Genomic DNA, 24,965 nt, shown 5'->3' on the forward strand with positions numbered 1-24,965 from the left:
CAGGACCAGTGCACATATAAAATTCAAAATAAACATAACTATCCATAATGGTAATTAATTAAAAGAATAATATGTTTAGACCAAAACAGTATTTATCAAGCCTGTTTAATTTCCGTAGATTTTAACCATTCCGACCCCTCACCCGGTGGAGGCTATCGACACGCATGACGTGACGACGAAGTCGGATAGTAACGTTGTACGCTCCGCTTCCCGTTATTGCTCTGCGTTCGATATACGGCGAGACGTTGAATGATCAACGCCCGCATAACCTGATCGAGCCTGAGACCCACCGAAATGACCCGTCGCGAGATATTCCCGCCCGTTCACAGCATCCGCTCACTGCCCCACGACAATAACCGCCTGCTGTCCACCGAAGTGCCCAGGCTGTCCGATCCACACGCCGAGCGCCTGCACCGCAAACAGCGCCTCGCGGCCTCGTACCGGCTGTTCGCCGAGCTGGGTTTCGAAGTGGGAGTGGCCGGGCATTTCACGGCCCGCGACCCGATCGAAACCGACCATTACTGGATCAACCCACTGGGCGTACCGTTCTCGCAGATTCGTGTTTCCGACCTGCTGCGGGTCGATGGCGCAGGCCAGGTGGTCGAAGGCGACGGCCTGCTCAACACCAGCGCGCTGGATCTGCACTACGAGCTGCAGCGGGCACGCCCCGAGGTGGTCGGCATCGCCCACCTGCATGGCTTTCATGGTCGCGTCTGGTCATCGTTCGGACGCCTGTTCGAGCCGATCACCGCCGAGTCTTCGGCGTTCATCGATGATCAGGTGATCTTCGCACGCAATGCTCTGCGCAGTGCCGATGGAGCGCTGGAGCAGGATCGCCAGATCGTCACCCGGTCATTCGTCGAGCACTTTGCCGCGAATAACCTGCTGGTGTGGCAGAACCATGGCCTGTGGACCACAGGCGAAACCGTCGAGAGCGCCGCGTGGCGCTTCATCCAGGCCGATGACAGCGCCCGGGCACACCTGCTGGCCTATGCTGCCGGGCAGCCGGTGGTGCCAGAAATCGACCCTGCCGACCGTGCCCCCAAGGCACGCCGTGAGTTCTTCGCCTGGGTGAACTTCCTGCCGCTATGGGATCGCATCATCCGCCAGCAACCAGACCTTCTGGACTGAGCGGGAGCCAGCACATGCCTACCATCAACCGTCGCTCCCTGCTGCGCAATGGCGCCATTCTGGCTGCCGGCGGGCTGCTACCCGGCTGGGCTGCAGCCGATGACAGCCAGCCGCTGCGGGTCTGGCGCTACAAGGGCACCATCGCCTATTTCCTCGACGATGCTGGCCAGGCACAAGCGCCCTACCCTCTGGAATGGGTCGATATCGCCGGTGGCAACCTGGTGCTCGAAGCACTGACCAGCAACAGCCTCGACTACGCCTTCATGAGCGAAATCCCGCCGATCTTCGCCAGCATCGCCAAGGCTCCGCTGGCCCTGATCGCCAGCTACAGCGGCGACAACAACAAGACCGGCATCGTGGTGAAGAAGAACAGCGGCATCAGCCAGGTCAGTGACCTGCGTGGCAAACGTATCAGCTACGTGCGTGCCACCAACACGCACTATCTGGTACTCAACATGCTGCGCCAGAACGGCCTGGCGCTGTCCGACGTACAGGCCATCCCGCTACCGGCCCAGGACGGCCTGAGTGCCTTCCAGAACGGCCATATCGATGCACTGGTGACCGGTGGCATCAGCGCGATTCATGCCGAGGCCAACCTCGACGGCGTATTGCTGCAAAGCGCCGAGGGCTATTACTCGGGCAACTACCTGATCTCCACGACCCGAACCGCCTTGGCCAAACCCGGTAAACGGGCAGCCATCGGTGATTTTCTGCTGCGTGAAAAAGCCGCCTGGGACTGGATCGAGAACCACCCCGAACAGTGGGCATTGCGCAGTGAAACGCTCACCGGCATTCCCCGGGAGCTCTATTTGCAGCAATTCGAACAACGCAGCCAGCCGGCGCGAATAAGGCCCGTGGAAGATGCCGCCATAGAGGCCCAGCAGCAAGTTGCCGATGTGTTCTACGAGAGCGGCCTGATACGTCAGAAAGTCGATGTCCGCCCACTGTGGGACAAACAGTTCAGCGAACTATTGAGCGGCTGAACATGAATAACGAACCCCACTCAACAGCATGAAAGAGCACCTGTTCTAACGATACCGAGCCCCCCATCAGACACAACTGCCCATTCATTGAACGGCAACGCGTCAACGTTGCCGCGACGGCGCCCTGCTGCCTGCAAACAGCAACTAACAGTGCGCCAGCACGTGCACCAGAACTATCAGGCAAGACCCTCAGGGCAAACCCGGGATTGTCTCCATCAGGACGAAACACGCCGTGCAGCGGAAAGCACGAATACCGGGCTCCCAGATGCCTGAACAATTATCGAGAATGAGGGGCAAATGGATGAAATCCACATTGAATTACCCTGTGCTGTCATTGGCGCCTGCCCTGCTGGCCGGCTATCTGATCAGCCCGATCGCTGCCGTCGCCGCACAGACCGACGACAAGCTGGACACCGTGATCGTCACCGGATCACGCGGCAGCGAAGCACGCACGGTGACCACCAGCCCATCGCCGATCGACGTGATCGACAGCACGCAGCTGGAAAAGACCGGCGAAACCAACCTGAAGACCGCCCTGCAGAAAGCCTTGCCGTCATATCAGGTGCGCTCGGTACGCAGCAATTCCAACGACTCCGTGCACCGTCCCGCCAAGCTGCGCGGCCTGGGTGCGGCCGACGTGCTGGTGCTGGTCAACGGCAAGCGCCGCCACACCAGTTCATCGGTACACCTGGGCGGCCTGGAGTCCAACGGCGCGACCTCGGTGGATCTGGAGCTGATTCCGGTCAGCGCCATTCACCACGTCGAAGTGCTGCGCGATGGCGCTGCGGCGCAATACGGATCGGACGCGGTTGCCGGGGTGATCAACATCATCCTCAAGGAGACCGACCACGGCGGCTCTGCCAGTGCCTACTGGGGCGAGTACTTCGAGGGCGATGGCGAGAACCTCAAGCTGGCTGCCAACAAGGGCTTCGCCCTGCCCAACGACGGCTTCATCAACCTGGCCATCGACGGGCGCTCGGAGCAAACGGCAGTCAAGTCGCTGGACGCCACCGGCGCCTTCTACCACCCGGTCAATGGCCAGCCGGACCCACGCGAAGCCACCGTCAGCCGCAAGGTCTCGAAGAACGGCAAGCCCAAGGTCAAGGGCTTCAACGGCTCCTACAACCTGGAGCTGCCGGTCAACGACGAGGTGTCGCTGTACTCCTTCTCCACCTATACCGAACGCGACTCAAGGGTCGGCCAGAATTTCAGGCGGCCCAACTCGACCAACATCATCGAGTCCATCTACCCCGACGGCACCGCCCCATTCGTGACCTTCGAGGAAACCGACTGGCAGGTCGCGGGTGGCGTGAAGGGGCTGGCCGCCGGTTGGGACTGGGACCTGAGCACCACCTACGGACGCAACGAGATCGACCACGGCTCGCGCGAGAGCCTCAATGCATCCCTCGGCCCGTCCAGCCCGACGAGCTTCTGGACCTACACCTCGGAGTCCGAACAGTGGACCACCAACCTCGACTTCTCTCGCGCCTTCGAGGTCGGCCTGAGCAAGCCCCTGCAATTTTCCTGGGGTGCGGAATACCGCGAGGATGGCTTCAAGACCATTTCCGGTGACCCAGCCTCATACGCGGCGGGTACCTATCAGTACCCGGTGGGCAATCCGCTCAACCCAAGCACCGGCTCGATCGGTGCCCAGGGTGCGATCACCCTGCTCCCGGAAGACGAAGCGGACGTGCAGCGCAGCAACTACGCCGGCTATGTGGATGTCGGTTTCTACCCGACCGAGAAGCTTTACGTCGGTCTGGCCGGGCGCTACGAGGAATACGATGACGCCGCGGGCGACACCACCAGCGGCAAGCTCTCGCTGCGCTACGAATTCACCCCTGACTTCGCCCTGCGCGGCACCATCAATAATGGCTTCCGCGCCCCGTCGCTGTCGCAGACCTCGTTTGCACGCAGCCAGAACGCCTACACCAGCGTCGGCGGCCAGGCGGTCTACGCGCAAACCAAGACGGCTGCCGTCGACAGCGAACTGGCGCGCGCCCTGGGCGCTACCGACCTGAAGCCGGAGAAGTCCACCAACATCAGTGTCGGCTTCACCTGGAAACCGGTTCAGGCCGCCAACGTGACGCTCGACGTCTATCAGGTGGAGGTCAAGGATCGCATCAGCGGCAGTACCTATTTCTCCGGCAGCGCGGTGAACGCCCTGCTGGCGAACCTCGGCTATGCACCGGGCTACCGCGTGCAGTACTTCACCAATGCCGCCGACACCACCACCACGGGGCTGGATCTGGTCGCCGATTACCGTTCCGACTTCGGCCGCTACGGCCAGGTCAAATGGAGCCTGGGCTACAACTACAACAAGACCGAGATCGACAAGCTGGCCTCCACACCGGGCGTGCTGGCGGCCATCGGCGTCAACCAGCCGCTGGTCGATCACGTTTCTCAGGGCTACCTGACCGACTCCTACCCACGCAGCAAACTGATCCTCGGCAGCGACTGGCGGATCGGCGACTTCAGCGCCGCGCTGACCCTCACCCGTCACGACAAGGTGACCGAGCGCGATACCGGCGGCCCGCAGTTCGACCAGACCTACGGCGCCAAGTGGATCACCGATGTGGAGTTCGGTTACGACCTCAGCGACAACCTCAATGTCGTGCTGGGCGCCAGCAACCTGTTCGACGTAAAACCGGACGAGCACAAGTACCCAAGCGGCAACACCAACGGCTTCCCGCCCTACGCCAACGCGCCCTTCGATGACAACGGCGCCTACTGGTACACCCGCGTCGCCTACAACTTCTGACCCTTCGAACGCCTCCGGCAGCGCCGCAGGCCAACCCGTGGAAAACGCCATGAGCACAGCAGACAAGAAGATTATTCTCGGGGCCTTCGTACCCGGGGTGTTGACCGGTTCGGCCTGGCGCCTGCCGGAAGCGCCGAAAGACACCTTTCTGGACTTCGACCATTACCGCTACATCGCCGAGAAGCTGGAAGCCGGGCGCTTTCACGCGCTGTTCTTCAACGACGGCGTCAAGGTCGACCTCGATCCGGGCCTGGAGAAAGGCGCCAACAGCGTGCGCTGGGATCCGTTGATCCTGGCCCCGGCACTGGCCCTGGTCACCCGGCATATCGGCCTGATCACCACCGGCAGCACCACCTACAACGAGCCCTACAACCTGGCACGCAAATACGCGTCGCTGGATCACATCAGCAAGGGTCGAGCGGGCTGGAACCTGGTGACATCGCTGGGCGGTGGCGAGAACTTCAATCGCGCCGAGCACAGCCAGCACAGTGATCGTCACGAGCGCGCCGAAGAGTTCTTCGACGTGATCAGCGGCCTGTGGGACAGCTGGGGGGATGGTGCCTTCGTGCAGGACAAGGCATCCGGCACCTGGCTGGATCTCGACAAACTGCATGTGCTCGACCATCAGGGCAAGCACTTCCAGGTCAAGGGGCCGCTCAACGTGGCCAGGCCGATCCAGGGTCACCCGGTGATCGCCCAGGCGGGCTCCTCGGAGGCTGGCATCCGCCTCGGTGCTCGGGTTGGCGAACTGATCTTCACGGCGCAGCAGACGGTCGAGGAAAGCCTGGCGTTCTACCGCACCATCAAGGATCAGGCGGCAACCGAGTTCGGTCGCTCGGCCGAGCAACTCATCGTGCTGCCAGGCATTTCGCCGGTGGTCGGCAAGACGCTGGCCGAGGCCGAAGCCAAGTACGAGCGCCTGCAGGAGTTGCTCGACCCGAAATCCTTCCTGAGTCGCATCTCGCGTTTCGCCAGCCTGGATTACGACCTCTCCGAACTGCCCTTCGATGAGGTAGTGCCCCTACCGCCCGAGCAGTTCAGCACCGACAGCCACCCCAGCCGGCAGAAGCTGATCTACGACCTGATCCGCCGCGAACGGCCGACGGTTCGGCAACTGTTCAACAAACTCACCGCAGGCGGCCACCGCGTACTGATCGGCACCCCGCAGAGCATCGCCGACGACCTGCAGCACTGGTTCGACAGTGGCGCCGCCGACGGTTTCAACGTGATGTTCTCCGGCCTGCACGCCGGCATCGACGATTTCGTCGACGGGGTCGTGCCCGAGCTGCAGCGCCGCGGCCTGTTCCAGCGTGGATACGCCGGCACCACCCTGCGCGAAAACCTCGGCTTGCCCTATCGGCAGAACCGCCACCGCTGATCTGACTGGAGACCTCCATGACACGCCGCCCTCTCTTATGGACGACGACCCTGGCATTGGCCATCGGCCTGGCTGGCTGCGGCGACCCGGCGCCGCCGAGCGACACCCCCTCGTCGGCCAAGGCACCGGCACACGGCGGGATACTCAGGGTCGCCTTCGACGGTGACCCGCTGTGCATCGACCCGCACCAGGCCGGCAACAACACGGCGCTCAATGTGGGTCGGCAACTGACCGACTCGCTCACCGATCAGGATCCGCAATCCAGCGAGATCGTGCCCTGGCTGGCCGAGCGCTGGGAAATCAGCGAAGACTCGCGGCGGTTCACCTTCCACCTGCGCGAGGGGGTGACCTTCAGTGACGGCACACCGCTCGACGCCGCCGCGGTCAAGGCCAACTTCGAGGCGATCATCGGCCTCGGCGCCCTGGCCACCCTCGGCGGTACCTATCTGTCCGGGCTGGAAAGCATCGAAGTACCCGAGCCGTTGACCCTGGTGGTCAGTTTCAAGCAGCCCAACGCCCAGTTCCTGCAGGCCACCTCGACCATGAGTCTGGGCCTGTTCGCCACCAGCACGCTGCAACGCTCCAGCGAGGAACGCTGCCAGGGTGCTCTGGTCGGCTCGGGCCCTTTCGTACTGGACAGCTTTACCCATAACCAGAGCGTGAAGCTTTCACACCGCGCCGATTACGCCTGGCCATCATCCCTGGCAGGCCATCAGGGTCGTGCCTGGCTCGATGGCATCGAGTTCGTGATCATTCCGGAATCGGGGGTGCGCCTGGGCAGCCTGCTGTCACGGCAGATCGACGTGAATACCGGCGTGGCGGTGCAGGACGAAGGCATTCTCGAGGCGCAGGGCATCCCGTTCATCGCTCGTCCCAACCCGGGCATCGTCTTCAACCTGGCGCCGAACGAATCCCGCGAACTGCTCAAGGAAACCGCCGTTCGCCAGGCCCTCAACAAGGCCATCGACCGCAGCGAACTGCAGGGCATCATCTCCCGCTATCAGAAGCCCGCGACTTCGGCTCTGGCCAGCAGCACGCCGCTGTATCACGACCTGTCCGGGGCGCTGCAGCACGACGCGCAAGGCGCCGCACGGCTGCTCGACGAGGCCGGCTGGCAACTCGGCGCCGATGGTATCCGAGCACGGGATGGCCAGCGGCTGTCGTTCCGGGTCGATTACTGGCAGGCCTCGACGCCGGTGCTGGAACTGATCCAGCAGCAACTGCGCCAGGCCGGTATCGAGCTGCGCCTGAACAAGACCACCATCAGTCAGACCAGCGCGCTGCAAAGCGAAGGCGACTACGACCTGTGGTTCTTCAACCTCACCCGTGCCGACCCCGACGTACTGCGCACGGTGTTCTTCGCCTCCGGGCGCAACGTCAACAAGCGTCCGTTTTCGGAGGTCGACGAAGTGCTGCAGGCGTCGGCCTCGGTGCTCGATGCGGGGCAGCGCCGCCAGCTGATCCAGCGCGCCAGTCAGTTGCTCGTCGAGCAGGGCCACATCCTGCCGCTGTACGAATCGGCCACGGTGACGGCATTCGGCAACCAGGTTCACGGCCTGCATTACGAGGCCTCCACCCGCCTGCAATTCTTCGATACCTGGCTGGAACCACGATGATCGCGAGCACTTTCTGGAACCTGTCTGCCGCCACTCGACGGCGCGTCCTCGCTCAGGCCTACGGGCTGCTCGCCCGCCTGGGCCAGGCGCTGTTCGTGCTGTGGGCAGCCTTCACGCTGTCGTTCGTGATCCTCTACGCGCTGCCGAGCGACCCGGTGACCATCATGCTCAGTCAGAGCGGGGAGATGAGCGCGGCGGATCAGGCGCAGATCGATGCCCTCAAGGCCCGCTACCACCTCGACGAGCCTCTGCCAGTGCAGTACGCCATCGCCTTGTGGCAGGCCCTGCAACTGGACCTGGGCACCTCGATCCAGAGCGGCAAGGCCGTCACCCTGACGCTCTGGCAGGCGCTGCCCGGAACGGCCGCGCTCACTGCTGCGGCGTTGCTGCTGGCGATTCCCGCTGGGGTTGGCCTGGCGCTACTGGCCAGCCTGGTGCGTAATCCGCGCGGCCAGGAGACCCTGCTGGCACTGCCATCGGTGGCGGTTTCCCTGCCCACCTTCTGGGTCGGCCTGCTGTTGTTGCAGGGGCTTTCGTTCCGCCTCCATCTGTTTCCAGCCATGGGCAACCAGGGCCTCGCATCGCTGGTGCTGCCAGCCTTGACCCTGGCGATACCCACCGCGGCGGTGATCGCCCAGGTGCTGTCACGGTCCATCGCCGGGGTGATTCGCCAGCCCTTCGTCAGCGCCTTGCGCAGCAAGGGTGTCAGCCGCCGCCGCGTACTGTTCGGCCATGTGCTGCACAACGCCTCGATTCCGCTGCTGACCCTGGCTGGCGGCATCATCGGCAACCTGCTGGCCGGTGCGGTGGTCACCGAGACGGTGTTCTCCCGAGATGGCATCGGCCGCCTCGCCCAGGGCGCCGTGGCCAGCCAAGACATCCCCATGGTGCAGGGCGTGGTGCTGCTGGCGGCGCTGATCTACATCCTCGTCAACCTGCTGGTGGACCTGCTCTACCCCCTGCTCGACCCCCGTATCAACCTGAGGAAGACGCCATGAGCAGCTTGTCACCCGTGGCCCGGACGAGCCTTACCTTGTGGCCGTGGCGCCTGCGCCCCGTGCTGCTGGCCAGCCTGCTGGTTCTGGCGCTGGTGCTCGGCTGGGCATTGTTCCCCAGCCTGTTCACCCGCATCGACCCATTGCTCGCGGTGCCGGCCAAGGCCCTGCAAGCGCCTTCCGGGGAGCACTGGTTCGGCACCGATCACCTGGGCCGCGACCTGTATGCGCGCACCGTGCATGGCGCCGGTCTGTCGTTGCGCGCCACCACCCTGGCAGTACTGATTGCGCTACTGACAGGCGGCGCCCTGGGCCTGATTTCGGGCTATTTCTCCGGCCGTGTGGACGCCCTGCTGATGCGCCTGATCGAGGTGTTGATGGCCATCCCTTCACTGCTGCTGGCCATGGCGGTGATCACCGTACTGGGTTTCGGCACCCTCAATATCGCCCTGGCCGTGGGCCTGTCGTCGGTAGCGACCTTCACGCGGATGACCCGCGGTGAAGTGCTGCGCTGGCGCGCCAGCACCTTCGTCGAAGCCGCCATCGCCAGCGGCGTCGGGCATTGGAGCATCATTGGCCGGCATATCCTGCCGCACGCAGCGGGGCCGGTGCTGGCACTGGCGGCTCTGGAGTTCGGTGGCGCGGTACTGGCGGTATCGGCACTGAGCTTTCTCGGTTTCGGCGCACCGCCACCGCAACCGGAATGGGGCCTGCTGATCGCCGAGGGGCGCAACTTCATCGTCGCCGCCTGGTGGTACACCACCCTGCCAGGGTTGGTGGTAGCCGCCGTGGTGCTGGCCGCCAACCAGCTCGCCCGCGCCATGCAGAAAACCTGGGGAGAACAGCGATGAGCCGCCCACTGTTGAAGGTCAGCGGGTTGTCGATCGACTACCTGGGCTTGACAGGCGCGCAGCCCGCCACCCGGGACATCGACCTGCAGATCGGCCGCGGCGAGTTCGTCGCCATCGTCGGCGAATCCGGCTCGGGCAAATCCACCACCGCCTCGGCGCTGATCGGCCTGCTGGCGGACAATGCACGCATCGGCGCCGGCACCATCGAGTTCGATGGCCAGGCCCTGGAGCAGCTCGACGACCGTCATTGGCGGCAGCTACGCGGCACCCGTATCGGCTTCGTGCCTCAGGATCCGGCGTTGTCCCTGGATCCGGTGAAGCGCATCGGCCAGCAGGTCATCGAAGCCCTTACCGTGCATCGCGTACCTCGTAAAGCGGCGCAAGCACGCAGCATGGAAGTGCTCGCCCAGGTCGGTTTGCGCGATGTCGAGCGGCTGGCTCGGCGCTACCCTCACGAGTTGTCCGGCGGCATGCGCCAGCGTGTGCTGATCGCCATCGCCATGGCCAATCACCCGTCGCTGATCATCGCCGACGAGCCGACCAGCGCATTGGACGTTTCGGTGCAGCGCCAGGTGCTCGATCACCTGCAGAACCTGGCCCGCGAACAGAAGATCGCCGTGTTGTTGATCACCCACGATCTGGGCGTGGCCATGGACCGTGCCGAGCGGGTGATCGTCATGCAGCAGGGGCGGATCGTCGAGAGTGGCAGCACTCAGGATATCTTCCTGCGCCCTCGCCATCCCTACACGCGTCGGCTGCTCGATGCCGCCCCCAGTTTCACCCAGGCGCTACCAGACAGGCGCCAGGTTTCCGCGAGCGAGACGCCGCTGCTCAGCGTACGGGGGCTGAGCAAGCAATTCACCAGCTGGCGCGATGATCTGCCGCCGGCTGTCTCGCAGGTGTCATTCGACATCCAGCGAGGCACCACGCTGAGCCTCGTCGGTGAGTCCGGTTCGGGCAAGTCGACCACTGCACGCATGATCCTGCGCCTGGAACAGGCGACTGCCGGTACCGTGCTGTTCGACGGCCAGGATGTGCTGACCCGCGACGCAGCCCACTTGCGTGATTACCGCCGTCGCGTGCAGGTGGTCTATCAGAACCCCTACGCCTCGCTGGACCCGCGCTTCACGCTGGAGCAGATCATCTGTGAGCCACTGCGCGCCTTCGCGATTGGCGACCGTACCGAGCAGCGGCAACGGGCAGCGACACTGCTGCAGCGCGTCGGCCTGCCGGTCACGCTGCTGGGCAGCCGCCCCGCGCACCTCTCCGGCGGCCAGCGTCAGCGGGTGGCGATAGCCCGGGCACTGGCCCTGGAGCCGCAACTGCTGATTCTCGACGAGCCACTTTCCGCCCTGGATGCCTCGGTGCAGAAGCAGATTCTCGACCTGCTGGCCGAACTCCAGGGGGAGCTGGGCCTTAGCTACCTGTTCATCTCCCATGATCTGGCAGTGGTGAGGCAGATTTCCGATCAGGTGGTGGTGATGCAGGCAGGCCGGATCGTCGAACAGGGCCCAGCCGAGCAGCTGTTTCGCGCGCCTGCCAACGCCTATACGCAGCGCCTGCTCAGCGACGTACCCGGGCAACGCTATCTGGACAGCCTGCATTTTCAGGTCGCCATATAACATCCTAAAAGAGCATATTACCAAGAAAACAATATTCGTTATTTTGATTATTAACTTAGCATCAGCAGGTATTTCACAAGCGCACGGCAGGCCCCTAAGGTACGCCATCCGCGCTTGAATACAGGAGATGGGAAATGCCTGAAAGCACTGCATCAGCACTCTGGCAACAACGTTACGGTGGCAGCATCGATGCTGCCGACTGGCGGGCCAACCCGGTGATCGAGCACCTGCTCGCGCATCGCAGCGTACGTGCCTATCTCGAACAGCCGCTGCCGGCCGGTACCCTGGAAACCCTGCTGGCCGCCGCGCAGTCGGCCTCCACCTCCTCCAACCTGCAGGCCTGGAGCCTGCTGGCAGTAGAAGACCCTGCGCGCAAGGAGCGTCTGGCCGCGCTGGCCAACGATCAGGCGCATATCCGCAAGGCGCCTCTGTTCCTGATCTGGCTGGCGGATTTCTCGCGAGCACAGCGCATCGCCGAGCAGCGCGACGTGCAACTGCAGGCGCCAGCCTATCTGGACAGCCTGCTGGTCGGCAGCATCGATGCTGCCCTGGCAGCGCAAAACGCCGTGGTCGCCGCCGAATCTCTGGGCCTGGGTACCGTCTACATCGGCGCGCTGCGCAATGACCTGCAGGCAGTGATCGACGAACTGCACCTGCCGCCTCTGGTGTTCCCGGTGTTCGGGCTGTGCGTCGGCTATGCCGATCCGCAGCAGCCGGCGGCGATCAAGCCCCGGCTGCCCCAGGCCGTGACGCTGCACCGCGAGACCTACGGCGTCGACGGCGAGGCCGAACGGGTCGCGGCCTACGAAGGAACCGCTGCTGCCTTCAGCCATGCCCAGGGGCAGAACACGCCAGGCTGGAGCGAGCAGGTGATCAATCGCCTCAAGGGCGTGGAGTCGCTGCATGGCCGCGAGCGGATCAGCCATACGTTGAACGAACAGGGCCTGGCGCTGCGTTAGTCGAGACTGCCCTATCTGTGGGAGCGGGCCATGCCCGCGATTTTTCGCGCGCATGGCGCGCTCCCACAGTGGAGCGGCGAACGCCTGCTTTCGCCTTGTGACGCCCTTTGCCCTATTCGAAATTTGAGACCTGACAGCCAAAAAACGTGAGTCCCCCATGACCGTACTCGTTCTGGAAAAACCCCTCATCGACACCGTCGATGCTACCGATTTCAAGCAAGCCATGCGCAACACCGCCGCTTCGGTGAACATCATCACCTGCGCTGGCGACGATGCCGATTACGGGCTCACCGCGACCGCGTTCAGCTCGGTGACCGCCGACCCACCCACCGTGCTGATCGCGGTGAACAGCGGCGCCAGCCTCTATCCGCACCTGATCCGCCAGAAACGCTTTTGCGTCAACGTGCTGAATGCCGATGCCGAAGAAGCCGCCAATGATTTCGCCGGCCGCCTGCCGCCCGAGCAGCGTTTCGGCAAGCATGCCTGGCGGCGCCTGGACAGCGGCAATCCGGCGCTGCTGGCCAGCACCGCGGGTTTCGACTGCCGGATTACCGACTTCCACCATGTCGGTACCCATCTGGTAGCGATTGCCGAAGTGCTGGACTGCTGGCACGACGATCAGCAGCCGCTGCTCTACGCTTCGGGCCGCTACGGCCGCTTCTCCTGAGCGGCGCGGTTTCCGAGCGCCGGGCGTCCCCCGATGTCGAGCTGCCGCACCCGGCGCAGGGCGACGGGCTCGACACCCGGGAGCCTGAGGCGGCATTCGATCGCAAGGTGCCGATGATCATCGGCTGCGCCCTGTTCATGGAGCTGCTCGACTCCACCGCCGTGCTCACGGCGCTGGCGAAGATCGCCGAGGATTTCGGCGAGTCCAGCGTGCACATGAACCTGATCGTGTCCCTGTACCTGCTCGCCGTGGCGATGTTCATCCCGATCAGCGGCTGGCTGGCAGAGCGCTACGGCCCACGGCGCCTGTTCATTGCCGCCATCGGGCTGTTCATCGCCAGCTCGCTGGCCTGTGCGCTGTCCACTTCGTTGCTGCAGCTTTCCCTGGCACGTTTCTGCCAGGGCACTGCGGGCGCGATGATGGTACCGGTCGGGCAGATCATCCTGCTGCGCTGGACCAGCAAGGCCAACCTGATGCGCGCCATGGCCTTCCTCACCATGCCGGCCTTGCTGGGGCCGATGGTCGGGCCGCCGCTGGGCGGCCTGCTGGTGACGACGCTGTCGTGGCACTGGATTTTTCTGATCAACCTGCCCATCGGCCTGCTGGGAATCGTCCTGATCCTGCGGCACATTCCGGACTACCCCGGGCACCGACGCCAGCCCCTCGATCTCGCCGGCTTTCTGCTCAGCAGCCTGGCGCTGGCCAGCCTGGTACTGGCTTTCGAATCCCTCGGCCACGGCCGCTCACTGGCGTGGTTCTGGTCGTGTGCGCTGCTGGGCAATGGCCTGCTGTTCGGCCTGCCCTACATTCGCCATGCCCGGCGTTCGGCGGCACCGCTACTGGATTTCTCGCTGCTGCGCATTCCTACCTTCGCGATCGTCCTGTGGGGCGGCACGCTGTTCCGCCTGGGCAGCGCTTCACTGCCGTTTCTGCTGGTGCTGCTGTTTCAGGTCGGCTTCGGCCTCAGCGCCCTGCAGGCAGGCCTGCTGACCTTCGCCGCTGGCGCTGGTGCGTTGCTGATCAAATTCATCTCGGTACGCATGGTGAGGCGCTTCGGCTTTCGGCGCATTCTGCTGTGGAACGCCGTCATCGGTGGCCTTTCTGTGGCCATCTGTGCGTTGCTGCGGGCCGACACGCCCGCGCTGCTGGTGATCGTCATGCTGTTCATGGGCGGCCTGTCCCGCTCCCTGCAGATGAGCACCATGGGTGCGCTGACCTACGCTGATGTCAGCAGTTGTCACGCTAGTAAAGCCAGCACCCTGTCCGCAATGTCCGTGCAACTGGGCATGAGCATGGCGGTGTGCATCGCGGCCCTGCTGCTCGGGCTTATCCAGCGTGCTCGCAACCACGCGGTCCCTGACGTCGACGATATCGGCCTGACCGTCGTGCTGGTCAGCCTGTTCTGCCTGGCGTCCACCGCTGTGTTCCGCAAACTGCACAGGGAATCGGGACTGGAAGTATCACGGGGCTGATTCACCGAGCCGTTTCAGTAACGCTGCGGTCGGAACACTGACCAGCAGCAAAGCCAATTGGAGGAAATCACCGATGGATTACCGTTCACTGGGCAAATCCGGCCTCAAGGTATCGCCACTATCACTGGGCACCATGATGTTCGGCGGCGCCACCGACGAAACCGAATCGCGGCGCATCATCGATCAGGCGCGGGATCTGGGGGTCAACTTCATCGACACCGCGGACGTGTACAACGGCGGCATTTCCGAGCAAATCACCGGCCGCGCGATCGCCGCCGACCGAGCCAACTGGGTGCTGGCCAGCAAGGTCGGCAGCCCGCGCTCGTGGTCCCATCCAGCCAATCAGGGGCTGAGCCGCAAATCCGTCTTCGATGCCCTCGAGGGCAGCCTGCAGCGCCTGGGCACCGATTACCTAGACCTCTACTACCTGCACCGCGAAGATCACGATACGCCGCTGGAGGAAACCATTTCCGCCATCGGCGACCTGATCCGCCAGGGCAAGATCCGCTACTGGGGCGTCTCCAACTTCCGTGGCTGGCGGCTGGCCGAGGCGGTGAACATCGCTCGCCGCCAAGGCGTCGACGATCCCGTGGCCAGTCAGCCGCTGTACAACATCGTCAACCGTCAGGCGGAAACCGAGCAGTTCACCGCGGCGCGCCACTACGGCCTCGGCGTGGTGCCTTACAGCCCGCTGGCGCGTGGCGTACTGAGCGGCAAGTACCAGCCCGGCAGCGAACCGGATGCAGGGTCGCGGGCGGCACGGCAGGACAAACGGATTCTGGAGACAGAATGGCGCCCGGAATCACTGGCCCTGGCGCAGCAGGTCAGCACCCACGCACAGCGCCGCGGTAGCGACCCGATCAGCTTCGCCATCGCCTGGGTGCTGGCCAACCCTCAGGTCAGCGCCGCCATCGTCGGACCGCGGACGCTGCAGCAGTGGCAGAGCTATATCGGCGCCCTGGAGCTGCGCCTGGACGGCGAGGACGAGGCATTCATCGACGGCCTGGTCGCTCCCGGCCACGCCTCGACACACGGATTCAACGACCCCGCCCACTTCGTCAGCGGGCGCCACTGATCACCCTCACAGGAGTTTCCATGCAAAAGCGTACATTAGGCCGTACCGACCTCGACGTCAGCGTCATCGCCCTGGGCACCATGACCTGGGGCGAACAGAACACCGAGGCCCAGGCTTTCGAGCAGATTCGCCTGGCCAAGGATGCCGGCGTCAATTTCCTCGACACCGCGGAAATGTATCCCGTACCGCCCAACGGCAAGACCTACGGCAGTACAGAAAGCATCATCGGCAACTACTTCCGGCGCTTCGCCGATCGTGCCGACTGGGTACTGGCCAGCAAGGTCGCCGGCCCAGGCCGCATGGAACACATTCGCGACGGTAATCCGCGCCTGGACCGCAAGAACATCATCGCCGCCCTGGACGCCAGCCTGGATCGCCTGCAGACCGACTATCTCGATCTCTATCAACTGCACTGGCCGGATCGCAAGACCAACTTCTTCGGCCAGCTCGGTTTCAGCCACGAGCCGGACGATCAGTCGGTGGCCATCGAAGACACCCTCGAAGTGCTCGACGAGCTGGTCAAGGCCGGCAAGATTCGTCATATCGGCCTGTCCAATGAAACGCCGTGGGGCACCGCGCGCTTCCTGCACCTGGCAGAAACACGCGGCTGGCCTCGCGCCGTGTCGATCCAGAACCCTTACAGCCTGCTCAACCGCACCTTCGAGATCGGCCTGGCGGAAATCGCCCTGCGCGAGCAGATCGGCCTGCTCGCCTACTCGCCACTGGCGTTTGGTGTGCTGTCCGGCAAGTACCTGAACGGTGCGCGCCCGGCGAAAGGCCGGTTGACACTGTTCGAGCGTTTCCAGCGCTACAACAACCCGCAGGTCGAACGAGCGGCCAGCGCCTACGTCGACCTGGCCCGGGAACGCGGGCTGGATCCGGCACAACTGGCGCTGGCGTTCGTGACTTCGAGGCCGTTCGTGACCAGCAACATCATCGGCGCCACGACGCTGGAGCAATTGCGCAGCAACCTGGCCAGTGTGGAGCTGCATCTCGATGACGACCTGCTGGCTGCTCTGGAGGCCATCCACCGCAGCCAGCCCAACCCGGCACCTTGAGCGGCCATCGGGCAGCCCGGTTCAGGGTTGCCCGGATCGCACCCGGATGAGTCAGAGCATGGTGTGGTCATAGAGGATCGCCGCACCCACGCCGATCAACACCAGACCACCGATGATTTCCGCCTTGTGGCCAATAGCGGTGCCGATCACCCGGCCGAGCATCACGCCGATGGTGACCATGGTCATGGTCGCCAGACCGATTGCCAGCGCGGCGACCCAGATGTTGACGTCGACGAATGCCAGGCCGACGCCCACGGCCAATGCGTCGATGCTGGTGGCGAAGGCCGTCACCGCCAGCACCCAGAAGGAGTGCGACTTGGCTTTCTCGGCGGCGTCCGCGGCATCGGGCTGCAGACCAGCGTAGATCATGTGCAGGCCGAGCAGCAGGAGCAGCACGAAGGCGATCCAGTGATCCCATTCCTCGACGAAGCTGGCGGCGGCCTGGCCGATGAACCAGCCGACCACGGGGGTGATGCCTTCGATCACGCCGAAGATCAGTCCAGTGCGCAGGGCATCGATGAAGCGGGGTTTGTGCAGACTGGCGCCCTTGCCGATAGCCGCGGCGAAAGCGTCCGTGGACATGGCGAAAGCCAGAAGGATGAGGGAAATGGGATTCACGGTTACGTCTCGGTCGGGCTATGAGTCAATGACGGATACACGCGCCCGACCTTAGGCACGTATCTGTCATTGGTCTCACCAACCTCACGGTGTTCGCACCACGGCTTCTGCCGAGAATGTTGATACGAACGCTACCGAGCGAACTCGACAGCAGGCTACTCCCCAAAGAGGCCCGCACTTTACCCAAAAGTAACGACTGAAAAAACCACTTTTTCTGCCGGGAAAAGCCGACGAGTTGCGCGGTCGGCAACTATCCATCAGCCGCAAAACAGGGGCCGGACATGCCGTCCGCGGCCCCAAGGGGCAGCTCGTCGAGAGCCACCATCCGCAAAAGCCAAGTAAAGCGATCAGCCCGTAACGCTACCGCCCGGCTTGCGCCCGGCGAACACGTCCACCAGGCTGGCAACCACCATCTCGCCCATGCGCGTGCGGGTCTGCACCGTGGCACTGGCGCGATGCGGTTGCAGCACCACCTGCTCGAGCTCGAACAGCTCGCCAGGCACCTGTGGCTCGTCGGCGAACACGTCCAGGCCAGCACCGGCAATCTGACCGTTTTGCAGCGCGGCAACCAGGGCCGGCTCGTCGACCAGCTTGCCGCGGGCGATGTTGATCAGGTAACCGTCGCGGCCCAGGGCATGCAGCACCTCGGCGTTGACGATGGCTTCGCCCTTGTCGGCAGCGGCCGCCAGGATCAGCGCATCGCTGTCGCTGGCCAGCGCCAGCAGATCCGCCACGAAGGTGTACGGCACGTCACTCATCGCCTGCAGATCGGTGTAACTGATTGGGCAACCAAATGCAGCGGCGCGAGTGGCCACGGCTCGGCCAACGCGGCCCATGCCGACGATGCCGATGCGCATACCGGACATCTGTCGGGCCAGCGGCAATGGCACCAGCGGCGTGGCGCTCGTTGCCCACTGCCCGCTACGCACATAACGGTCACCCGTGCTGATGCCACGACATGCGGAAATCAGCAGACCGATGGCAAGGTCAGCGACGTCCTCGGTCAATGCCCCGATAGTGGCCGTCACCTGGATACCGCGATCACGGGCATAGGCCAGATCGATGGCGTCGGTGCCCACGCCATTGACCGCCACCACTTCGAGGTTCGGCAACTGCGCCATCACCGTCTGGGTGATGCCGGTGTGTCCGCCAGTGATCACGCCACGGATATTGGCGCCGTGTTGCGCCAGATAAGACGCTTTGTCGGCCTGCTCGTAGTAGCGGCGGATGGTGAACAGCTGGTCGAGCTTGTCGCGAATCTCGGGGATCAGGATGGGGCTAAGCTGCAGGACTTCTGGTTTCATGGGTACCTCGTTTATCTGTTGGGCAGGTCGTACCGGCCTGTCGATCAGCCGCGGCCAACGAAGGGCATGTTGGTGGCCATCACGGTCATGTTCAGCACGTTGGCCGAGAGCGGCAGCCCGGCGATGTAGCGCACGGCGTCGGCGACATGCTTGACGTCGACCATGGGCTCGACGGCGATCTCGCCATTGGCCTGGCGCACGCCCTTGGTCATGCGTACCGACAGTTCGGTCAGGGCATTGCCGATATCGATCTGGCTGCAGGCGATGCTGAACTCGCGGCCATCCAGTGCCAGGGACTTGGTCAGGCCCAGCACCGCGTGCTTGCTGGTGGTGTAAGCACTGCTGTAGGGCCGCGGCGTATGTGCGGAAATCGAACCGTTGTTGATGATCCGGCCGCCCTGTGGGGTTTGCTTGCGCATCAGCCGGAAGGCGCCACGCGCGCAGAGAAAGACACCATTGAGGTTGGTGTCGATGACGTTGCGCCACTGCTCGACATCCAGCTCGTCGAGGGTCACGGCGGGCGTGTTGACACCGGCGTTGTTGAAGACCACGTCGAGCCGCCCGTAGACCTCCTCGACGCTGGCGAACAAGGCATCGACGCTGGCCGGATCGCGGACGTCGGTAGGCACCGCGATGGCTTCCTGGCCACGGGTACGGGCAATCTCGACCAATGCCTGCAGCGGCTCGGGCCGACGCCCGGCCAGTACCAGCGAAAAACCGTCGGCCATCAGCGCCTCGGCGACGGCCTTGCCGATACCGCTGCCGGCACCGGTTACCAGGGCGACTTTTTTCAGGGTTTCATGGGACATTTTTGTTCTCCTCGACGACCTGTTTACGACGTGCAGTCGGCTTGTTTAACGGCAGCGAAGTGGTGACAGCGGACGTGCGCTGTGGGGCTCCAATTGGTGGGCTGAAGCCCACCCTACAGCCGTGCATCCAAGCAGGTGGGCTTTAGCCCACCAATCGAACACCCGCGTTACCAATGCAGCCCTTGCTAAAAGTTACCAGAGCGACTTTTTTCGGGGTTTCAGTGGGGCTCCAATTGGTGGGCTAAAGCCCACCCTACAGCTGTGCATCCAAGCGTAGGGTGGGCTTTAGCCCACCAAATCGAACGCCCGCGTTACCAATGCAGCCCTTGCTAGAAGTTACCAGGGCGACCTTTTTCGGGGTTTCAGTGGGGCTCCAATTGGTGGGCTGAAGCCCACCCTACAGCCGTGCATCCAAGCGTAGGGTGGGCTTTAGCCCACCAAATCGAACGCCCGCTTCAACAATGCAGCCCTTGCTCGAAAATACTAGGGGCGCTCGCCAACGCGCATTTCCAGTTCGGCGACGCCGCCGATACCCGCATTGATCACGTCCCCCGGCTTGAGGGCGGCGACACCGTGTGGCGTGCCGGTCATGATGAGATCACCAGGGCGCAGCGGCACCAAACGCGATAGCAGGCTGATCACTTCACCGACCGTGAATATCTGCTCTTCCAGGCTGCTGCGCTGGCGCTCCTGGCCATTGACGCTCAACCACACCGCGCCGTGATCCGGATGCCCGGCCCTGGCGACCGGCACCACCGCGGTGATCGGCGCAGCCCCCTCGAAGACCTTGGCCATTTCCCAGGCCATGCCCGCACTCTTGACCCGCATCTGGATATCACGGCGGGTCAGATCGAGACCGGCTGCGTAGCCCCAGACATGTTCAAGCGCGTCGGCTTCGGCGATGCTGGCGCCGCCCTTGCCGATCGCCACCACGAATTCGATTTCATGGCAGAACTCGTCCGTCATCGGTGGATAGATCACCTCGCCCACCGCCTCGACCACGGCGCTGGCAGGTTTCATGAAGAACACCGGCGCGTCGGGCTTTTCGCTGCCGGCGCCCGGCCAGGGATAGTTGCGGCCAACGCAGAATACGCGGCCAACGGGAAAGCGCTGATCGTTGCCGGCTACCGGCAGGTCGACCTGGGGCTCGGGCGTGAAGACATAGGAGATGGAAGTCATTGTTGTTGGGTTCCTGTGTAGAGCGTTCAGCCTAAGGCCGTACGCTCGTTGATAGTTGGACGAAAGCCGCTTCGTATTGGACAAAACCGGTCAATTCAACGGCTGGCGTCGGCACGCTGGAGCGCCGACGCCGCAGCGTCAGCGTGTCTGCAACTGGATGCGGTACAAACGACCCAGCAACAGTGAGTAGGACAGCGTGCCCATCAGCGCGACGCCGCCGATGAACCAGAAGGCCATGGCGAACGAGCCGGTGGACTGCACGATGGCGCCGATCACGATGGGCGTGACGATGCCGCCGATGTTGGCCGCCAGGCTGGTGACGCCACCGGTCAGGCCGATCAGCTCCTTGGGCGCCACCTCGGACACCGCCGCCCATGACGAAGACGCGATGCCCTGGGCGAAGAACGCCAGGGTGAGAATGGCGATGCACAGCACGTTGGAGTCGGTGAAGTTGACCAGCACGATGGACATGCCGAGCATCGAGCCGACCACCAGCGGCAATTTGCGCGCGAAGGACAGCGAGTAGCCACGACGGATCAGCGTGTCGGAGACGATGCCCGCCAGCAGGATGCCAATCGTGGCGCCAATGAACGGCATGACCGCGAAGATGCCGACCTTGATGATGGTCAGGTGGCGCTCCTCGATCAGATAGGTCGGAAACCAGGTCAGGAAGAAATACAGCGCCGAGGTACTGGCGAACTTGCCGATGCAGATCGCCCACACCTGGCGGTAGCGGAAAAGTTCAGCGACCTGACGCCAGTTGAATTTGGTGCGCTGCTGGCTGCTCTTGGCCAGTGCACCGCCCTCCTCGATGTATTTCAGCTCCTCCTTGCTGACCTTCTTGCAGTTCATCGGATCCCGGTACAGATACAGCCAGATCACCCCGAAGAGAATCCCTGCCGCGCCGGTGGTGTAGAAGATGTGCCGCCAGTCATAGGTGGTCGCCAGCCACAGCAGCGCACCGGTGAACAGCGCGGTGCCCAGGTACTGGCCACAGACGTAGATGCTGCTGGCCACCCCACGCTCACGGGCCGGGAACCAGACCGTCACCGCACGGCTGTTGGCCGGAAATGCCGGCGCCTCCATGGCGCCCACGGCGAGTCGCAGCCCGAACAAGGCGCCGAAGCTGCTGACCAGCCCCTGGCACACGGTGACCGCGGACCAGCCGATCAGCGACACGCCATAGGTAAGCCGCGAGCCGAAACGGTCGGCGACGAAGCCGGCAGGCACCAGTGCCAGGGCGTAGGTCCAGGCGAAGGCCGAGAAGATCAGGCCCATCTGAATCTTGTCCAGACCCAGGTCCTCGGCCATGAACGGCGCGGCGATGGAGATGTTCACCCGATCGACGTAGTTGATGATGGTGGCGATCAGCAGCAGCGACAGCATGAACCAGCGCCGACGGGTCGGCAGGCTCTGCGCCGAGACTGCCTCGGCAGCGCCGGTGTGCTCGGCTGCTGCTGCCTGGGAGGCAGGGAGACTCGACATGGGTGACCTCTTGTGATTGGAATTATCGAGATTCTTCGGGCGAAGACGTCCCGCACCCTCGGTTTCCGGGGGTGGGCGTTATCGTTGGAGTTCGGGCGTTATGACGCGGCGTGGCAGACGCCGTGCAGAATCAGCCGGCGCGCCTGAATGGCGTGCGGGGTGATCGGCGTGGGGGCGAGTTAGTAGTTGGCAATGAAACGAGGCGAAGAGTCATGGGCTGCACCTGAGATTGTTTTTGGATGAGATGTCGCTGTGCATGCCCACAAGGTGATCGTACAACTCTCGTAAATCAATATTTCCATTAGATCGTTTTTTGCTGTGCCCTACTCCCGTATTGAACCAGTCCAAAAAATCCTGCTGCCTGACCGGGAGTTATGAACACACGAAAAAACCCTGAAAGTACTGTTCTAGAAGGGTCATCCGATGTGTTGAGCAGCGTCCTTGATTTGGACAGAACGCAACGGCCAGCCTCGGCAACTATCGCACCCAGACGGGCCAATCATCGTACAACCGCTTGCCAGAGCCCTCCGTCAACGGCCAATATGTTGCGAAACATTCTTAACCCGAGAGCTGTAGATGTCTTCACTGAGTCGCGTTCCTACCTACTTGATGCAGCAGCGCAGCGAGCTGACGGATTTCTATATCCGCGATAAGAAGGGCCGTCGTGCAGAGACGGCGCCGCATCGTCACGAATACTTCCAGATCCAGATCAACCTTGGTGGCGACACCGTTCAGCACATCGGCAACGTCGAGCGGCCTTTTCCGCGCAACACCCTGGCGTTCATCCTGCCCCATCGGGTGCACGTGATTCCCCATCCACCGGAAAGCAGCTTCATGGTCATCAACTTCTCGCAGACCTTCCTGCTGCCCCATCTGCAATGCGACCCGATGGACCTGGAAGACGTGTCCATTCTGCTCGCACCGGAGCTGTCGCCCTTCCGCTTTCAGGAATACCTGGATTTCACCCTCGACGACGAGCATTTCGCACGAGTCTGCGCACTGATCGCACAGATGCGCGAACTGGACGTCAGCCGCCAGTTTGGCGTGCGGGAAATCCTCAAGGGCTTGATGCTGCAACTGATCGGCCTGGTGTGCATGCTCTACGCCGAGCCGCTCAAGCAACTGGCGGAAAGCAACGCAGCCCAGGCGAGCCGTCGTGATGCGCTGGGGCGGATGTCCGAATACCTGCGGCGCAACATCGCCGACCCGGACCTGAATCTGAAGAAGGTCGCTGCGGCCACTTATCTGTCACCCAGCTACCTGACCCACTGGCTGCGCAAGGAAGTCGGCAAGACCTTCAGCGATATGGTGCTGGAGCGGCGCATGCACGCCGCCCGCAACCACCTGCTCAACGGCAGCAAGCCGGTGGGCGAAGTGGCGCGGCTATGTGGCTTCGCCGACGAGGCGTACTTTTCGCGGCGCTTCCGGCAGATCCACGGCTTGCCACCTGGGCAGTTCCGTCGTCAGCAACTGGACCCGGACACGCCGCAGATCCCTTTCGCCGACTAACCCTCGCTGCCTGGCCGAGCGCTGCGCAAGCCCCTTACGTAGAGCACGCCCCAGGCCAGACCGACCAGCGCCGACGCCAGCGAGCCCAGCAGCACACCGAGCTTGGCAGCACCCAGCAGATTGGCATCGCTGAACGCCAGGTTGGCGATGAAGATCGACATGGTGAAGCCGATCCCGGCCAGCAGCCCGATCAGCGTTACGCCGCGCCAGGACACATCGGCTGGCAGGCGGCATATGCCGAGCTTGACCATCAGCCAGCTGACGCTGATCACGCCAATGGGCTTGCCCGCCAGCAGCGCGATGGCCACGCCCATCATCACCCAGTGCGATGTGCTTTCGGACAGGTCGACGCCGCCCAGGCTCACACCGGCATTGGCCAGGGCGAACAGCGGCATCAGACCGAAGGTGACCCAGGGATGCAGCGCCAGTTGCACGCGCACCACCGGCGGCAGCAACTCACGCTGGGCCAGGCGCAGTTCACGCAACGACTGCGCCGCTTCGTTGGAGGCCACGGCGGTGCCGCTGTCGTCTTCCAGCTCACGGGCGATACGGCCCACCGCATCGCGGGGCAGTTCCCGGGTCGGCAGGCAGATCACCGGCGTCATCAGGCCGAGAATCACCCCGGCCAGGGTGGGGTGCGCCCCGGTCATCAGCAAGCCGCCCCACATCAGCGCGCCGGGCAGCACATAGGCGTAGGCCGAGCCGATGCCGATGCGCTGCAACCCCAGCACCGCCAAGCCGCCGACACCGGCCAGGGCGAAGCCGCTGTAGTCGAGCCCATCCGAATAGAACAGCGCGATCAGGATCACCGCGATGACATCGTCGATCACCGCCAGGGTCAGCAGGAAGATGCGCACGCTGGAAGGAATGCCCTTGCCCAGCAAGGCCAGCAGCCCCACGGCGAACGCGATGTCGGTCGCCGCCGGAATCGCCCAGCCATGCAGCCCGGCGCCCTGATGATTGAGGCTGGCATAGATCAGCGCTGGCATTATCACGCCACCGCAGGCTGCAGCGATCGGCAACGACGCCTGACGCAGGTCGGCGAGCGCGCCGTCATGCATCTCACGGCGAATCTCCATGCCGACGACCAGAAAGAACAGGGTCATCAGGCCGTCGTTGATCCAGAAATGCAGGGACTGGGAAAAGCCGAAGCTGCCGAAGCCAAACGACACCGGAGCGTGCCAGAGCGCGTGATAGCTGTCGGCATAGGGCGAATTGGCCCAGATCAGCGCGGCAGCGGTGGCAAGCAACAACACCACGCCACTGAAGGCTTCACGATGGAGAAGACGGCGAATGAAAGCGAAGACGCACTCAGCCAAATGCTGGGCACGGGGAAGATCCTGACGAGACGGGCGCGATTTCATGGGCGAACGGGCTCCGCGCGGCGGCCCGACCAACGCAACTGAACCTGTCTCACCGCACCATGCGGCTAACACCCGAGCGCCATCCTACACAGGGAGTACCGGCATGTGCCAGTCCGAAGCGCGAGCATT

Annotated in this window: 20 protein-coding genes; 14 read left to right on the forward strand and 6 right to left on the reverse strand. The window is 63.6% G+C overall.

The genetic code is table 11. The annotated features are described in order from the left end of the window. Positions 1 to 294 precede the first annotated feature (294 nt). The 13 genes from FHR27_RS07845 to FHR27_RS07905 all read left to right on the forward strand — a co-directional run bounded on the left by FHR27_RS07845 (position 295) and on the right by FHR27_RS07905 (position 16,568). Positions 295 to 1,131 carry a class II aldolase/adducin family protein gene (locus FHR27_RS07845; RefSeq protein WP_179538234.1) on the forward strand — a complete coding sequence of 279 codons (837 nt, stop codon included), beginning with the start codon at positions 295 to 297 and terminating at the stop codon, positions 1,129 to 1,131. 14 nt (positions 1,132 to 1,145) lie between these two features. Then, positions 1,146 to 2,114 (forward strand): ABC transporter substrate-binding protein, encoded by a 969-nt coding sequence (locus tag FHR27_RS07850; RefSeq protein WP_179538235.1) that lies wholly within the window; start codon positions 1,146 to 1,148, stop codon positions 2,112 to 2,114. Positions 2,115 to 2,415: 301 nt separating this feature from the next. After that, a complete protein-coding gene (locus tag FHR27_RS07855) occupies positions 2,416 to 4,875 on the forward strand; it encodes a TonB-dependent receptor plug domain-containing protein (RefSeq protein ID WP_179538236.1) in 2,460 nt (819 codons plus the stop codon). A 49-nt stretch (positions 4,876 to 4,924) separates the two neighbouring features. Beyond that, a complete protein-coding gene (locus FHR27_RS07860; protein ID WP_179538237.1) occupies positions 4,925 to 6,253 on the forward strand; it encodes an LLM class flavin-dependent oxidoreductase in 1,329 nt (442 codons plus the stop codon). Positions 6,254 to 6,270: 17 nt separating this feature from the next. Further along, on the forward strand, positions 6,271 to 7,869 hold the full coding sequence (locus FHR27_RS07865) for an ABC transporter substrate-binding protein (RefSeq protein WP_179538238.1): 1,599 nt from the start codon (positions 6,271 to 6,273) through the stop codon (positions 7,867 to 7,869). Continuing rightward, positions 7,866 to 8,867, forward strand: a complete 1,002-nt coding sequence (locus FHR27_RS07870) for an ABC transporter permease (protein WP_179538239.1) — start codon at positions 7,866 to 7,868, stop codon at positions 8,865 to 8,867. Before FHR27_RS07865 ends, FHR27_RS07870 begins: the two co-directional genes overlap by 4 nt. Next, the gene (locus FHR27_RS07875; protein ID WP_179538240.1) at positions 8,864 to 9,715 is read left to right on the forward strand and encodes an ABC transporter permease; all 852 of its coding nucleotides are present in this window, start codon (positions 8,864 to 8,866) and stop codon (positions 9,713 to 9,715) included. The genes FHR27_RS07870 and FHR27_RS07875 overlap by 4 nt, the downstream gene beginning before the upstream one ends. Next, positions 9,712 to 11,337, forward strand: coding sequence for a dipeptide ABC transporter ATP-binding protein (locus FHR27_RS27430; protein ID WP_179538241.1), 1,626 nt, complete (start codon positions 9,712 to 9,714; stop codon positions 11,335 to 11,337). The genes FHR27_RS07875 and FHR27_RS27430 overlap by 4 nt, the downstream gene beginning before the upstream one ends. A gap of 134 nt (positions 11,338 to 11,471) precedes the next feature. Then, positions 11,472 to 12,296: an NADPH-dependent oxidoreductase gene (locus FHR27_RS07885; RefSeq protein WP_042556445.1), complete on the forward strand. Its 825-nt coding sequence runs from the start codon at positions 11,472 to 11,474 to the stop codon at positions 12,294 to 12,296. Between the two features lie 157 nt (positions 12,297 to 12,453). Then, on the forward strand, positions 12,454 to 12,963 hold the full coding sequence (locus FHR27_RS07890; protein ID WP_179538242.1) for a flavin reductase family protein: 510 nt from the start codon (positions 12,454 to 12,456) through the stop codon (positions 12,961 to 12,963). Positions 12,964 to 13,076: 113 nt separating this feature from the next. Continuing rightward, positions 13,077 to 14,435 carry an MFS transporter gene (locus tag FHR27_RS07895; RefSeq protein ID WP_179538243.1) on the forward strand — a complete coding sequence of 453 codons (1,359 nt, stop codon included), beginning with the start codon at positions 13,077 to 13,079 and terminating at the stop codon, positions 14,433 to 14,435. A gap of 73 nt (positions 14,436 to 14,508) precedes the next feature. Further along, complete coding sequence (locus FHR27_RS07900) at positions 14,509 to 15,510, forward strand: aldo/keto reductase (RefSeq protein WP_179538244.1); 1,002 nt, start codon at positions 14,509 to 14,511, stop codon at positions 15,508 to 15,510. A gap of 20 nt (positions 15,511 to 15,530) precedes the next feature. Then, positions 15,531 to 16,568: an NADP(H)-dependent aldo-keto reductase gene (locus FHR27_RS07905; RefSeq protein WP_179538245.1), complete on the forward strand. Its 1,038-nt coding sequence runs from the start codon at positions 15,531 to 15,533 to the stop codon at positions 16,566 to 16,568. A gap of 51 nt (positions 16,569 to 16,619) precedes the next feature. Here FHR27_RS07905 and mntP read toward each other — a convergent pair whose 3' ends face one another. The 5 genes from mntP to FHR27_RS07930 all read right to left on the reverse strand — a co-directional run bounded on the left by mntP (position 16,620) and on the right by FHR27_RS07930 (position 21,963). After that, complete coding sequence (mntP, locus tag FHR27_RS07910; RefSeq protein ID WP_042556440.1) at positions 16,620 to 17,186, reverse strand: manganese efflux pump MntP; 567 nt, start codon at positions 17,184 to 17,186, stop codon at positions 16,620 to 16,622. Between the two features lie 347 nt (positions 17,187 to 17,533). Next, the gene (locus FHR27_RS07915) at positions 17,534 to 18,490 is read right to left on the reverse strand and encodes a 2-hydroxyacid dehydrogenase (protein WP_179538246.1); all 957 of its coding nucleotides are present in this window, start codon (positions 18,488 to 18,490) and stop codon (positions 17,534 to 17,536) included. A gap of 44 nt (positions 18,491 to 18,534) precedes the next feature. Next, positions 18,535 to 19,299: an SDR family oxidoreductase gene (locus FHR27_RS07920; protein WP_042556438.1), complete on the reverse strand. Its 765-nt coding sequence runs from the start codon at positions 19,297 to 19,299 to the stop codon at positions 18,535 to 18,537. Positions 19,300 to 19,782: 483 nt separating this feature from the next. Continuing rightward, the gene (locus FHR27_RS07925) at positions 19,783 to 20,478 is read right to left on the reverse strand and encodes a fumarylacetoacetate hydrolase family protein (RefSeq protein WP_179538247.1); all 696 of its coding nucleotides are present in this window, start codon (positions 20,476 to 20,478) and stop codon (positions 19,783 to 19,785) included. A gap of 138 nt (positions 20,479 to 20,616) precedes the next feature. Then, positions 20,617 to 21,963, reverse strand: a complete 1,347-nt coding sequence (locus FHR27_RS07930) for an MFS transporter (RefSeq protein WP_179538248.1) — start codon at positions 21,961 to 21,963, stop codon at positions 20,617 to 20,619. Positions 21,964 to 22,539: 576 nt separating this feature from the next. Between FHR27_RS07930 and FHR27_RS07935 the strand changes: the two genes are divergently transcribed. Then, complete coding sequence (locus FHR27_RS07935) at positions 22,540 to 23,472, forward strand: helix-turn-helix transcriptional regulator (protein WP_042556435.1); 933 nt, start codon at positions 22,540 to 22,542, stop codon at positions 23,470 to 23,472. On the opposite strand, the gene nhaA is transcribed toward FHR27_RS07935, so the two are convergent. Beyond that, positions 23,469 to 24,836, reverse strand: coding sequence for a Na+/H+ antiporter NhaA (gene nhaA / locus FHR27_RS07940; RefSeq protein WP_179538249.1), 1,368 nt, complete (start codon positions 24,834 to 24,836; stop codon positions 23,469 to 23,471). The genes FHR27_RS07935 and nhaA overlap by 4 nt on opposite strands. Positions 24,837 to 24,965: the final 129 nt, after the last annotated feature.

The organism is Pseudomonas flavescens (genome assembly GCF_013408425.1).
Lineage (GTDB): Bacteria > Pseudomonadota > Gammaproteobacteria > Pseudomonadales > Pseudomonadaceae > Aquipseudomonas > Aquipseudomonas fulva_A.

Excerpts from the sequence above, each read along its gene's own strand:
- FHR27_RS07845 (WP_179538234.1), top strand. The coding sequence starts at position 295 with ATGACCCGTCGCGAGATATTCCCGCCCGTTCACAGCATCCGCTCACTG.
- FHR27_RS07850 (WP_179538235.1), top strand. The coding sequence starts at position 1,146 with ATGCCTACCATCAACCGTCGCTCCCTGCTGCGCAATGGCGCCATTCTG.
- FHR27_RS07855 (WP_179538236.1), top strand. The coding sequence starts at position 2,416 with ATGAAATCCACATTGAATTACCCTGTGCTGTCATTGGCGCCTGCCCTG.
- FHR27_RS07860 (WP_179538237.1), top strand. The coding sequence starts at position 4,925 with ATGAGCACAGCAGACAAGAAGATTATTCTCGGGGCCTTCGTACCCGGG.
- FHR27_RS07865 (WP_179538238.1), top strand. The coding sequence starts at position 6,271 with ATGACACGCCGCCCTCTCTTATGGACGACGACCCTGGCATTGGCCATC.
- FHR27_RS07870 (WP_179538239.1), top strand. The coding sequence starts at position 7,866 with ATGATCGCGAGCACTTTCTGGAACCTGTCTGCCGCCACTCGACGGCGC.
- FHR27_RS07875 (WP_179538240.1), top strand. The coding sequence starts at position 8,864 with ATGAGCAGCTTGTCACCCGTGGCCCGGACGAGCCTTACCTTGTGGCCG.
- FHR27_RS27430 (WP_179538241.1), top strand. The coding sequence starts at position 9,712 with ATGAGCCGCCCACTGTTGAAGGTCAGCGGGTTGTCGATCGACTACCTG.
- FHR27_RS07885 (WP_042556445.1), top strand. The coding sequence starts at position 11,472 with ATGCCTGAAAGCACTGCATCAGCACTCTGGCAACAACGTTACGGTGGC.
- FHR27_RS07890 (WP_179538242.1), top strand. The coding sequence starts at position 12,454 with ATGACCGTACTCGTTCTGGAAAAACCCCTCATCGACACCGTCGATGCT.
- FHR27_RS07895 (WP_179538243.1), top strand. The coding sequence starts at position 13,077 with ATGATCATCGGCTGCGCCCTGTTCATGGAGCTGCTCGACTCCACCGCC.
- FHR27_RS07900 (WP_179538244.1), top strand. The coding sequence starts at position 14,509 with ATGGATTACCGTTCACTGGGCAAATCCGGCCTCAAGGTATCGCCACTA.
- FHR27_RS07905 (WP_179538245.1), top strand. The coding sequence starts at position 15,531 with ATGCAAAAGCGTACATTAGGCCGTACCGACCTCGACGTCAGCGTCATC.
- FHR27_RS07915 (WP_179538246.1), bottom strand. The coding sequence starts at position 18,490 with ATGAAACCAGAAGTCCTGCAGCTTAGCCCCATCCTGATCCCCGAGATT.
- FHR27_RS07920 (WP_042556438.1), bottom strand. The coding sequence starts at position 19,299 with ATGTCCCATGAAACCCTGAAAAAAGTCGCCCTGGTAACCGGTGCCGGC.
- FHR27_RS07925 (WP_179538247.1), bottom strand. The coding sequence starts at position 20,478 with ATGACTTCCATCTCCTATGTCTTCACGCCCGAGCCCCAGGTCGACCTG.
- FHR27_RS07930 (WP_179538248.1), bottom strand. The coding sequence starts at position 21,963 with ATGTCGAGTCTCCCTGCCTCCCAGGCAGCAGCAGCCGAGCACACCGGC.
- FHR27_RS07935 (WP_042556435.1), top strand. The coding sequence starts at position 22,540 with ATGTCTTCACTGAGTCGCGTTCCTACCTACTTGATGCAGCAGCGCAGC.
- nhaA (WP_179538249.1), bottom strand. The coding sequence starts at position 24,836 with ATGAAATCGCGCCCGTCTCGTCAGGATCTTCCCCGTGCCCAGCATTTG.